The organism is Bacillus thermotolerans (genome assembly GCF_000812025.2).
Taxonomy (GTDB): domain Bacteria; phylum Bacillota; class Bacilli; order Bacillales; family Domibacillaceae; genus Quasibacillus; species Quasibacillus thermotolerans.
The window spans coordinates 24,445-37,099 of record NZ_JWJE02000022.1; the positions used below are offsets into that span (position 1 = coordinate 24,445).

Genomic DNA, 12,655 nt, shown 5'->3' on the forward strand with positions numbered 1-12,655 from the left:
AAGGGGAGAGATAGGATGAAACTTGTAACGTTTACCCATAATGGAAAATCTAGAATTGCAGCTTTAAAGGACGGAAAAGTTATTGATCTGCATGCTGCATTTGAAGCAAAGCTTGTGTCGGAAGGAAAACTTCGTGCCGCTCAAATTGCTGAAGCCTACATACCACAAGACATGAACGGCTTCCTTCAAGGCGGAGCAGAAAGCCTGAGCTTAGCTAAGGAAGCTGTAGCCTATGCACTGGAAAATGAAAGCGCGGTTCGGCTCGTTTTTAAAGAAGAAGAAGTAAAAATTGAAGCACCTGTTCCTGCTCCTGGAAAAATCATCTGCGTTGGCCACAACTATCGTGAGCATATTTTGGAGATGAAGCGGGAACTGCCTCCTCATCCAGTCATCTTTGCGAAATTTGCTAATGCTGTAGTTGGTCCTCAAGATGATATCCCATTCCACCCAATCTCTGAACAGCTTGATTACGAAGCTGAATTCGCCTTTGTTATTGGAACACGCGCACGCAATGTGTCACAAGCGGAGGCTCTCGACTATGTAGCGGGATATACAATTGTCAACGATGTGACGTACCGTGATCTCCAGCGCCGTACGCTGCAATGGCTTCAAGGGAAAGCTGTAGATGGAAGTGCACCAATGGGTCCTTGGTTAGTGACATCGGACGAACTGACAGATCCAGCCGGCTTAGACATTGTATTAACGGTCAACGGAGAAGAACGCCAACGCTCCAACACTGGAAACCTCGTATTCTCTGTCCAATACCTTGTAGAATTCTTGTCTAATTTGATGACGCTAGAACCGGGTGATGTGATTTTAACAGGCACGCCAGGTGGTGTAGGAGTTGCCCGCGAGCCGCAAACCTTCTTGAAGGATGGAGACGTCGTGCGAATTGAAGTGGACCGAGTAGGAGTACTTGAAAACAAAGTAAAACGCACAGCGGAGGTGCCGGTATCGTGAGCAACACATTACAAACGAATGCCATCGAATCTGTCCGTGTATCCATTGATCAAATCGTTAATTTAGTCAAGACGCTTCCTGAAGAGACGATCAGGTGGAAGCCGTCTGAAGACGAGTGGTCCATCATGCAGATTATTACGCATGTTGCAGAAGCGATCCCTTATTGGGTGCAAGAAATTAAGAATATTCAGTCAAGACCTGAGCAGTCTTGGGGCCGCGGTTTGAAAGATGAAGTACGCCTGCGCACCGTATCGGAAGAAAATGTGAAAAGCCTATCTGTGGATGAAGTGCTTAATCAGCTTCCTTCCATCCCAGCAGTCGTTGAAGAAACGCTTCATTCACTGACAGACAGCGAGCTGGCGATCAAAGCGCCAAGCCGTAATCCTCGTTTTGATGGCAAGCCAGTTGAATTTATTGTGAATCATTTAATCGTAGAGCATGCGGAAAAACATTATAACCAAATTCAACGAAACTTATCTAAATATAATCAGTGAGAAGAACAGGGGGGAGAGAACATGGCAGAAAAAAATGCTTTTTTTGAAAGCACGCTCGTTCAAGATTTCAACCGTGACATTGAGCAGTATCATCTCGGTCCATTGTGGAATGCGATTCCTGACTTAATGAAACATACACCTGAGCCTCATGCTCGAGCGTATCTTTGGAAAGCGGAGCTGCTAAGCAAGAAGCTGACAGAAGCGACGCAAATTTTCACACCAGATCGCGGGGGAGAACGCCGGGCTATCTATCTGCAAAACCCTGGTTTAAATTACCGCCAGCCTTGGGGATGGGCCTCAACGACACAAACGCTCTATGCAGCCGTCCAGTTAATTCAGCCGGGGGAAACCGCCCCTTCACACCGGCATGTCCAAAATGCTCTGCGTTTCGTTATGGAAGGAGAAGGTGCTTACTCCATTGTTCAAGGTGAACGTATTTTCATGGAACGTGGCGACTTCTTAACAACGCCAAATGGACTGTGGCATGGACACGGCCATACTGGCGATAAGCCAATGATCTGGATGGACTGCCTTGATATTCCGACGATTTACTATCTTGGCGGAACCTTCTTCGAGCCATATCCCGATAGAATCGAGGAGCCGAAGATACCCGATAATTATACAGCCCAGCGCTATCAAGGCGGAATGGTGCGGCCGATATCTGACCGCTATGCAAAGAAAGCGCCCCTTGGGTCCTATAAGTGGGCGGGCACAGAGGCAGCGATCGCCGGCTTAAGCCGCTTTGAATCCGACCAGTTTGATGGCTATGCAGTTGAGTACATAAATCCATCCAACGGTGAAACAGCTTGTCCAACCATCGCTGCTTGGATGCAGAAGCTTCCGGCCGGATTCCAGGGGAAAGCTCACCGTCATACGCATGCATCTATTTACCATGTGCATGAAGGGTCTGGCTACACAATCATCAATGGTGTCCGTTTCGATTGGGCAAAAGGTGATTTCTTCGTCGTACCGAACTGGGCATGGCATGAGCATGCAGCTTTAGAGGACAGCTACCTGTTCCAGACAAATGACTTGCCGATTTTAGAGAAATTTGGCCTAGAGCGCAAGCAAGAATATGAAAGCCATAACGGCCACCAAGAGGTGACAGAAGAATTCAAGCCAGCTTTGCCGTAAACCAATCACGTATAGATGACGGCCACAAGAAAATCCTGCACCCATTCAAAAATCTAAAAGGAGTGTTTACAATGAGCGAAAACAACGGGCTACTAATTTCAGGCGGCGGCATCGGCGGACTGGCTGCAGCTTTAGCCGCAGCCGAATCCGGCATTTCTTCAACCGTTTTAGAGCAGGCACCACAGTTTGGAGAGATTGGGGCTGGCATTCAAATTGCACCTAATGCGATGGCTGTTCTAGATCGTTTTGGCCTGCTTGGGGAAATTGAGAAGGTTGCCGTATTTCCAAAACGTCTTGTATTGAAGGATGTATATACTGGAAAAGAGCTATCCACTTTAGACCTTGGAGAACAATTTAAAGAAAGATACGGTTATCCATATGCGGTTCTTCACCGTTCGGACTTGCACCGCGCACTGTTAAATGCTTGTACTGCAAATAGCAATATTACACTTATGAATGATCAAATCATTCAAACAGCGGCCGAAACAGCAGACGGTGTCATAGTGACTAACCAACGAGGAGAAACATTTGAAGGAGAAGCCCTTATCGGAGCAGATGGTTTAAAATCGAATATCCGCAAGCTATTCACAGATGATGAACCGATTTGCTCGGAGTACGTAGCTTATCGCGGCACAATTCCAATCGAAGAGATTTCTCATGCCAATATGGAGGATGTGATTATGTGGATCGGCCCGAATCTGCACCTTGTACAGTATCCGGTGCGACGCGGGGAGCTGTATAATCAAGTAGTCGTATTTAAAAGCTATGATTACAAAGCAGATTCAGATGACTGGGGTACACCTGAAGAACTGGACAGACGCTTTGCAGGAAGCCATCCACTTGTTCAAACAGCTATTTCCTTCATTAACCGCCAGATTCGCTGGCCCATGTTTGACCGCCTGCCGATTGACAACTGGACACAAGGAAACATCACGCTTTTAGGAGACGCGGCTCATTCTATGCTTCAGTATTTGGCACAAGGCGGCTGCCAAGCGCTTGAAGATGCGTCTTACCTTGCTGATATGCTGAAAGAGCACAATGGCAACTACAATAAAGCTTTTCTCGCTTATCAAGAAGAACGAATTCCGCGAACAGCTAAGGTTCAAACGAATGCCCGTACGTGGGGAGAAATTATCCACTCTGAAAATCCAGTTACGACTCTATTAAGAAATACCATTATGGAAAGCAGAACATCTAACGATTTCACATTTGTGGACCCCTTATACGCTTACTACAAAGTTACTTCCAAAAACTAGCCTTATTTCCCGGGCAGCAGAGACTCTCTTCTCTGCTGTCTGTTTTTGTGTCTATCTTTATGTAGTCTACATGTGCTTTGGCCTCTACATGTGGGCTATACTCAGCGCTATAAACGCTAAAACCACCATATGCTTTCTCCCTTTTAATCTCCTAAAATGGCCATCCCATGAACTACAAAAAGAGCCTGGAATATTTCAGGCTCAAGCAAAAGTACGAGGATAACCTCTTCACTCATTTTCTGTCTGTTATTTCACTGCTTTGCTTTCCAAGTGTTCCGAAGCATGGCTGTACACTTTATGAAATAAATGATCGAGATACGAATGCAAATCAAATTGATCCTTAGTTACAAAACTAGATAATGTTAATTGGCTTTCTCCCTTCATCGTTCCTTCCCCCTTTAAGTTATTCTCTTATGTACTAGGATTACCAAACTGACATCCTTTCATACAACAAAACTATCTATTTTCGCTTTTGTATACAGCGTGTTCTTTCAAACACAACGACCCGAGACTTATTACTACTATAATGGAAAACGCTTACAAAACAAACAAGTAATGAACCAAAAATTTCGACAAGTTTTTAATTATCTATCTTTTCTCATTGAAGATAGGTATTTAGATAAATTTACATTATTTCCATCAATAAAACACTGAACGTTAACAATAATAAGGTAACATGGCAGTAAATTGGATAATTTTTGATGAACCAATGGACCACTACAATTATGCTGGGAGGAGAGTACATGCTTTACAATCGAAAGAAAAGGCTATTGTTTTTTTTCATACTCGTTGCTTTTCTTGTACTTCAGCCGCTACAACTTGTTATAACCAATGCAGCTGGGGGGTATGGTACATGGTCTTCGCCTTATTCTGTTTCACAGGCAATCAGCAGTCAAAACGGCTCAATTAAGACCGTTGAAGGTTATATCGTGGGACAGCCTACCTCAACAAGTACAGTCATTACAAGTCATTTCCCTAATGATTATGCTCTAGCCCTAGCTGACGATCCATCAGAGAGCAATACAGCAGAAATGATTTATGTCCAGATTCCTTCCTCCTTCCGCTCTGCTTACGGTTTACACTCGAATCCTTCTTTAATGGGCGAAAAGCTGAAAGTAACCGGGACACTTACCGATTACTTTGCTCATGCCGGACTAAAAAGCGGTACGGCCTTTGAAATACAAGGAGGCAGTGCACCAGTTCCTGAGCCTGAACCTCAGCCATCACCTGATGCTTACTATGAAGCTGCCTACGGAAAGACAGGTGAAGAGTTAAAAACCGCTTTGCATCATATCATTGATGATCATACAGAGCTGTCTTATTCCAATGTATGGGAAGCTCTTCGTGTAACGGATGAAGACCCTAATAATCCAAACAATGTGATCCTGCTTTATACAGGAAGGTCACAAGGAAAGCACACCAATGGCGGCAACGCTGACGATTGGAACCGGGAACACGTCTGGGCCAAATCTCACGGAGATTTTGGGACATCCATGGGACCGGGTACGGATCTGCATCATCTTCGTCCAACAGATGCCAGTGTTAACAGTTCAAGAAGCAATCTGGATTTTGATAACGGGGGAAGAGAGCATTCAGAAGCTGACGGAAACTATTATGACTCTGACTCCTGGGAACCAAGAGACAGTGTAAAGGGAGATGTCGCCCGAATGCTATTCTATATGGCCGTACGCTATGAAGGAGACAGCGGGGAGCCTGATTTGGAGTTAAATAATCTCGTTAATAATGGTTCCAACCCTTACCATGGGAATCTGTCAGTCTTGCTTCAATGGCATAAGGAAGATCCGGTTGATCAATTTGAACGAGAAAGGAATGAAAGGATTTACATAAACTATCAAAAAAACCGCAACCCATTTATTGACCACCCTGAGTGGGCATCTGCCATTTGGGAATGATGCAAAAAGGAACAGAGTCCATTATAGATGGATTCTGTTCCTTTTTCACTAATTAGAAATAGATGAACTTCATTGTAATTCCTGGACTAAAGGTGAGTAACCTTGTACCTTTCTATCTTCTACACAGCTTCAATACTTGTTTTTTAATAAAGGGACTCCTTTATTCCTCTGCTGTACATCAATTGCTCAGTACCTAATGATTATGTGCTGGAATCGGCATCTAGCATCATTAAAGCTTGCTTCAAAAGCTCAATTTCTTCCTCTATCATCCTTTCATACTCGGGACCTAGGCGCTTGCGTTCTTCTTCCAACCGCTTGATTTCTTCTCTAAACAATTGGTATTCCCAATTATTTTCCATTTCCTATACCTCACTAAGAAGCTTAATAGTATGCATGACCAAAATAACGGTTAAATCCCTGCCTATACTTAAATATATTCCCGAGTTATTTAATACAAATCTTATAGCTTGTTTTTCGAGAAGATATTTAAAAGTATTAAAAGCAAACCTCAAGTTAAACTGGTTGTGATTAGTTTCTTTATATTTAAGAATGTCCAGTCTATGATTCTTTTATACAGATAAGTATTGAATAGATTTTAGATGTTCATGTTGAAGTAAAAAATATCAAATATAGTAAATAGTCAATTCTATAAAATATAAATCAAAATAAAATATCAAATATAATAAGCGTTTTAGTCATATATATTCTCAACCCTTGCAGTCGCTGGTTTTGTGAAGCATTGCAAGATGCCTGTATTTGATAGATTCATTAATAAACAGGCAATCTATTGAGCTTTCCACACTTCAGAAGCAATTTATTGATATTTATTGATTTAAAGAGGCAATTATTTGATACAAAGGAACGAAGAGAAGCAATCTGCTGATATTCGATATAAGAAAAAAAGAGAAACGGCTCCCGAAAGGAGCCGTTTCTCAAAGGGGTAAGGGCATGACAGGGCGAATACGGAAGCATTTGTCATTCCCCTTTTATTTGTATGCACAGGAAAGAGCCTTGTTTCGTTAAATTTTTAAAAACAAGGCTTAAATGAGATGCAAGGCAGGGACTTGCCCTGTCTGGAGATATTCCTGGTATTTCGCCTGATGCATCTTGTCATATGGAATGCTTTTAAGCGCACGAGGAAGCTCCCGCCGGTAAATCGTGCGGAAATAGGCACCGATCGATGTATGGAAGGAAAAGGTTCCTTTCCGGCTGAGTTGAGTCCGGATGTGCTGCTCGAATTGGTCTAGACAGCGGAAAAAGAGCGTTTCCGCCCAGGCATCACGGTATGTATAGCCGCCTTCAGCTTGATCGTCGTCAGTCAAGTGCTTTACAACGTCTAGCACTTCTTGCTTGAATGACAGCATAATGTCAAACAAGTCTCTAGGCTTGTAGCGTAACTTCAAGCCATCAAGTATGTACAGCGTGTTCTCCTGGAATTTTGCCAGAAGCGGCTCAACGTGGAACTCATCCGTATTTTCCTTTACACATTCCGGCTTTAAGCGAAAAACCACCTTCCGTATCCATAGTTGGCGGCCGCGCACTTGCACACCTGTGTATTCAATATCAAAGAGCGGCTGGAGAATAGCCAGCACCTCTCTTACGCTTTTAGAGCGCTTCTTCAGCTTTTCTTTCAATGTCTTCATTGTCCGTGATTGCTCGAGTGCAGATACTTCCTTTTTATGATCAAGCTTCGCGACCCCATGGCGGAACTGATTGAATAGGGAAAATACCAGTTCAAACGCCTCTGGGTTGGATGTACGCACAAATTCTGCCACAATCGTTGTATCCAGGAGGGTGTGCGGAACGATGAAATAATTCAATTCATGGCCCTTGCTCAACTCAGGAGTCGTATATGCCTGATAATTGGCTAGTACCCACACAGGCAAGCCGTTTGGCAGGATTTCTTCGTAAAGAAATCCGTGCTCTTCTAAAAACTTGCGGCCAGCATGCATCGTTGAATAAGCCACGTGCAGTTTTTTGCTCCAGAATGATAGATTAAACTCCTGGACTTTGCCTTGGCTGTTCTTTTCGATATGGATTTGTTTCAATACAGCCAACAGGACGGCATATGCACTCGCTGGCACCTGTTTCTTACTTTCTTCTTGAAAAGTACGAAGATCTTCTAGCAGCAGATGTGGAAAGCGAAAGCCATCCATTTTCACGAGCTGCCGTTTACTTTGTTTGCGCCATTTTGCCATTTTCACACCCTCCTTTCCTGCCTTTTTATATAAGTATATTTATTATACACGACGCCTTTTTTGAAAAGGCCTCCCTCTAAGAGAAAAAGTGGCAAATTTGAAGAGCCCCTGAGCCCAAGCGGGACAAGGGCTCAGAGAGTTTCTAAATTTTTTTTTAATGCACGGGTAGGACGAGCGCCTTCTTAAAATGGCAAACTTGAACTGGAAATAAAAAGTCTCAAAAGTGCTCACGAGCCTTGGTATATCAACGTTGTTAAAAATTACCTTTTCCAGAATAGTGCACGGGTAGGACGGACTTCCGAAAAAAGTGGCAAAAAAAAGTGCACGGGTAGGACGGAAAAAAGCAGTAAAAAACGGAAAATGGCAAGGATAATGCACGGGTAGGACGGAAAATGGCAAGAAAACAGCTGTTTTTGCGAAAAAAATGAATCTTTATACCTAATAATAAGTAAAAAATTAACAATAAAAACGAACAGGTAGGACGAGGTAGAAATGTATATAATTGTAAATTAGGGGGATTTAATTACAAAATATGGTAAAAACCATTAAAAAAGTGTACACGTAGGACCAGAAAAAGTGGAAAGTGGAAAGAAAGGTGCCTGGGTAGGACGAAATGGCGTACGCTTGGAATGGAAGGTGAGCAGTATAACCAAAAAAGGTGTACAGGTAGGACGAAGAAGTGGCAAAGCATATAGATACATAAAATAAAACGTCTCTTTTTTGCCATCTGAGGAAGGATATCATGCAAAAAGTGCACGGATAAGACGGGGAATCATTCACAATGGCAAGAAAGCTGCACGGGTAGGACGGGAAATTGGCAAAATGGCACGAAAATCAGGAAAACGGCAAGTTGCCATTTTGTTGCGGCTGCTGTCATAATGGGAGTATAGAAGATAGAACGACTTGGGGAGAGATAGCATGACAGAATATATTAACCCGGATAAGCTTGCACTGAGCGAGGACTTTTTTAAGCTTGCCGTTTTGGAGGAAGTGCAGAAGTATTTCTCTAATGACTATATTATCGGAGAATGGCAACGGTATGTGACCAGCCAAATTAACCAAACCATTGATGATCAGCCGGCGTATACAAGCTTTGACAGGCTTTGTGATCAAGTACGCTCTTTATTAGCCAATAAAAAGATTACTCAGGAGAATATCCGGCTTGCTTTTCAGGCTCACTCCCAACAGCTGCTTGAGGAAGTGCTGGACCATATTTCTGAGGATTTTGCGCTCGATGTCCATTTAAGCGTAAATGAAGCAACCGTACAAATGGCAAAGGAAGATAGACAGCTTGTCTCCAGTATGGATTACCAGTTTCATTTAGTCAGAAACATCGTAACACAGCCAAAGGCCTTCGTTTCAGCTGATGAGGCAGAAGATATCTACCAGGCAGAGATTAAGGATTCCCGCGGCAACGTCCATGGATTAGCACGTGTGAATGTAGCGGGAGGGATGGATATGCCTTTCACAGATGAAGAACAAGAGTATTGGGATAAATTGCGGACAGCTTTCAGTGCCATGGATGAATTGACGGCGGACATTTTTGATATCATTTGCTTCTTGTTTCTCTTTGCACCAAAGGACGCGGACGGTTATTTATATTTTCACTCCAATGATGCTCTGAAACTAAGAAGCAACGTTGTAGACCCTAACAGCAGCTTGGAAGTAAGAGAAAGAGATCGTTTTAATATTATGTCGAGGGTTAAAGCTCTTTCAAACATTTGGATTTCACTCAAAGAGGGAGAAGTCATTGAAGTCGATGAGAATGACTTAAAGGAAAGCAAAAAGTATAAATACAGAGACTTTCAAAGAATGTTTGAGGTTGGAAAGGTACGGGCGGCATATGATGAACAAGATCAATTTTTAGGCATCTACGCTTGTCAGATCAAGCCCACCTCTTTATTAACTTCTTTTCTAAATGAGAATAAACGGTTGGGGATTATTGATCTAAGCGCGCTGGAGTTTCATCCTGTGCGGCAGCGTCCAGAGAAGCGGCTGTCCCGTTACCTGGCGATGCAGTGGTTTATCCGCTTATCCAAAAATACCCTGACCCAGCCCTTTACGGTGAAAACACTTGTAAAAGAGATGGATTTCCCAGCCCGGATGCGAGGGCTCGATATGTACGACCGCTTTGTGAAAGCATTGGACGAGCTGGTGAGTAAGGGAATTGTAAAGGACTGGCGCTTCATGGAGCCGGTCGATTCCAGTGTATTTGGCCGCAAAGGCTGGCTGTCTTATTTCTACAGTTTGAAAGTCTCTATCCTTCCCTCGGCTGAAATGATTGAAAAAAACAAACGGAAGCTGGCTATCCTGCAGGATCAGCATCAAGTGGATTCCTCTACGATCAATGAGATGATTGAATCACTAAATCAGCCCGTCATCGTACAAGAAATGTCCCAGCAGCCTCGTAACGAACAGCTGGAGCTTCTTAAGAATGCTCCTGAGGTGGAACACCCGTCCCCGATACCGCCAGAACCGAAAAAACCGGCAACTTCTTCATTAACGGAAGAATCATTGACGGCCGAAATGGTAATTGAAGAACGAGAACGCCGCGGTATCTCTATGGCCAAGGCTGCCAAGGAAATTGGTATTGGCTATAACACGTTGAAGCGATTCGAAAATAAGCAAACCAAGCGAAGAAATAAAAAGAATGACTCAAAGATAGTACAGTGGCTGAAGAAATCAAAGCAAAAAGGCTGACGCCGTTTTATTTGTGGCCTACAAATGCCTCATGAACCGGGGATAACCGACGGCAAATCGCTCAGCATAATAAGTGCTGAAAATATAAAGCTTCTCAGGAAAAGACAATGATAAAGCCAACCAGGAAAAACTGGTTGGCTTTTCTAATATAATTCAACTTAAAAAAAGAGCACATGTTAGTAGATTAGGTTTTTCTATAAGGAAGTAAACGGAGCGTGCCGTATACAATGAAATCTTTCGGTGGATACTTGCTGCACATCTGTCCTTCTTTACCGTCTCCCTTTTGAATAGTTATATGTAATCTACAAGTGACTGAGAGACCATAAGTGGCTCACAAAGCCCTTATAAGCTAGCTTAAAAGAACGAATTCATACAGAAACAGATCAACATGTGAATTACATATTTATCTGTTAAAGCCAAACTCTGTGTACTTGTATGTCTTACTTTAGCCATTAATAGCAGCTCAAACTAGAAACGAATGAATTAAAAATAAATAGAACGAAACAAAAAAAGGAGCCCGCATGGTTATTCGAATGCGGACCCATTTTGCTGTTTATGCAAGCTATCGTGTTAGGTTTGCTTCTCTTATTGAACTGACGGAGAAAACGTCCAGCTTTTACTGGGCTTTACGTATCTCTTGGCCAGTCATAGTAATCAGCGTAGAAGGCTCTTTTCTTGATTTGGCGATGATTAACCCGATAAAGAAGCCTATTAAACCGGTAGCGATCCAGCCAGCGCCATTTTCGAATAATGGGATGAAACCAAAGACATTATTAATGGCTTCTGGTGCAATGCCCGCTTCTTTGATGGCATCGAGGATCGCTACAATTCCAGTTCCAATGATCGTCCCGATATAAACGGACCGGTGGCCATTGAACAAGTTATTTGCAAAAATTAAACCAATTAGGGCAATAGCTAAAGGATAAAGCAGCAATAGAACCGGAGAGGCTAGAGTTAAGATGGTGTTCAAGCCAAAATTAGTAATAACGAGTCCCAGGATAGAGAAGACAATTAACCATTTCTTATAAGAAACAGAAGGAATAATTTTCTCAAAATACTCGGATACAGCTGCTAAACAAGCTACGTTAGTTGTAATCCCTGTTAAGAAGATAACGGTTCCGATCATATAGATCCCATATTCACCGAATAATGTGATGGCGCTTTGCGCTAGGACTTCTCCTCCATTGGCTTTAAATCCAATAGACTCTACGCTTGAGGCGCCGATCCAAGCCATAGAAACTTGAAGAGCGATTAATCCAATAATAGTAATCATACCAGCTTTAATAAATAAGCTTGATACGGCTTTTTCAGATTTGATTCCTAATGAACTAATAGATTTAATGAAAATACCGCCAAATACGAAAGCTGCAAGCACATCCATCGTATAGTAGCCTTGGGTAAATCCTTTTAAGAAAGCGCCATTTAAGTATTCCGTTTGAGGCTGTCCAATGCTTCCCATTGGTGTAATGATTGATTTTCCAATTAACGCAATTAGTAATATTACGAAAATTGGTGTGATCACTTTCCCTAATCGGTCCACAAACTTTGTTGTATTCCAGGAGAGCAAGATCGTTAGAGCAATAAATAAGGTTGAAAAAATAAGCAGATAAAGGCTTGTATTCGCTGAAGCTCCTGTTAATGGGTTAATAGCGATTTCGTATACAACAGATGTGGTCCGCGGGATCACGTAGATAGGTCCAAGAGTTAAAAATAGTAAGATTGAGAATACGATAGCAAAAATAGGATGAACTCTTTCAGCCAATTTTTCAATCGTTCCTCCGCCGCGGGTTAGTGCAATAATAGCAAGTAAAACTAGTCCAACCCCTGTTATTAAAAATCCACCCATCGCAATCCATGTATTTGATCCGGCCTGTTGACCTACCATTGGCGCAAAGATCACGTTTCCTGCACCTAAAAACATAGCGAAGAGCATTAAACCGATGGCAAGTATTTGTGAAAATGGCAATTTGTTTTCCATTATGTTTTCCCCTTTCCTTGTT

10 protein-coding genes are annotated in these 12,655 nt (G+C 42.7%); 6 read left to right on the forward strand and 4 right to left on the reverse strand.

Going from position 1 to position 12,655, the window contains the following annotated elements; genetic code table 11:
* The first annotated feature begins 15 nt into the window (after nucleotides 1–15).
* The 4 genes from QY97_RS10160 to QY97_RS10175 all read left to right on the forward strand — a co-directional run bounded on the left by QY97_RS10160 (nucleotide 16) and on the right by QY97_RS10175 (nucleotide 3,844).
* Nucleotides 16–960, forward strand: a complete 945-nt coding sequence (locus tag QY97_RS10160; RefSeq protein ID WP_039235826.1) for a fumarylacetoacetate hydrolase family protein — start codon at nucleotides 16–18, stop codon at nucleotides 958–960.
* Nucleotides 957–1,454: a DinB family protein gene (locus QY97_RS10165; protein ID WP_039235827.1), complete on the forward strand. Its 498-nt coding sequence runs from the start codon at nucleotides 957–959 to the stop codon at nucleotides 1,452–1,454. Before QY97_RS10160 ends, QY97_RS10165 begins: the two co-directional genes overlap by 4 nt.
* Before the next feature lie 21 nt (nucleotides 1,455–1,475).
* Nucleotides 1,476–2,588, forward strand: a complete 1,113-nt coding sequence (locus QY97_RS10170; RefSeq protein WP_039235828.1) for a cupin domain-containing protein — start codon at nucleotides 1,476–1,478, stop codon at nucleotides 2,586–2,588.
* 71 nt (nucleotides 2,589–2,659) lie between these two features.
* A complete protein-coding gene (locus QY97_RS10175; RefSeq protein WP_039235829.1) occupies nucleotides 2,660–3,844 on the forward strand; it encodes an FAD-dependent monooxygenase in 1,185 nt (394 codons plus the stop codon).
* Between the two features lie 246 nt (nucleotides 3,845–4,090).
* Here QY97_RS10175 and QY97_RS20660 read toward each other — a convergent pair whose 3' ends face one another.
* Nucleotides 4,091–4,228, reverse strand: coding sequence for a hypothetical protein (locus tag QY97_RS20660; protein WP_166701687.1), 138 nt, complete (start codon nucleotides 4,226–4,228; stop codon nucleotides 4,091–4,093).
* Nucleotides 4,229–4,587: 359 nt separating this feature from the next.
* Between QY97_RS20660 and QY97_RS10180 the strand changes: the two genes are divergently transcribed.
* Entirely contained in the window at nucleotides 4,588–5,757 is a 1,170-nt protein-coding gene (locus QY97_RS10180; RefSeq protein WP_039235831.1) for an endonuclease, read from the forward strand.
* Between the two features lie 200 nt (nucleotides 5,758–5,957).
* On the opposite strand, the gene QY97_RS20435 is transcribed toward QY97_RS10180, so the two are convergent.
* Nucleotides 5,958–6,116 (reverse strand): hypothetical protein, encoded by a 159-nt coding sequence (locus QY97_RS20435; protein ID WP_157761891.1) that lies wholly within the window; start codon nucleotides 6,114–6,116, stop codon nucleotides 5,958–5,960.
* A 681-nt stretch (nucleotides 6,117–6,797) separates the two neighbouring features.
* Nucleotides 6,798–7,955 carry a hypothetical protein gene (locus QY97_RS10185; RefSeq protein ID WP_039235834.1) on the reverse strand — a complete coding sequence of 386 codons (1,158 nt, stop codon included), beginning with the start codon at nucleotides 7,953–7,955 and terminating at the stop codon, nucleotides 6,798–6,800.
* 918 nt (nucleotides 7,956–8,873) lie between these two features.
* On the opposite strand from QY97_RS10185, the gene QY97_RS10190 reads away from it, so the two are divergent.
* Entirely contained in the window at nucleotides 8,874–10,655 is a 1,782-nt protein-coding gene (locus QY97_RS10190; protein ID WP_039235836.1) for a helix-turn-helix domain-containing protein, read from the forward strand.
* A 616-nt stretch (nucleotides 10,656–11,271) separates the two neighbouring features.
* Here QY97_RS10190 and brnQ read toward each other — a convergent pair.
* Complete coding sequence (brnQ, locus tag QY97_RS10195) at nucleotides 11,272–12,633, reverse strand: branched-chain amino acid transport system II carrier protein (protein ID WP_039235839.1); 1,362 nt, start codon at nucleotides 12,631–12,633, stop codon at nucleotides 11,272–11,274.
* Nucleotides 12,634–12,655: the final 22 nt, after the last annotated feature.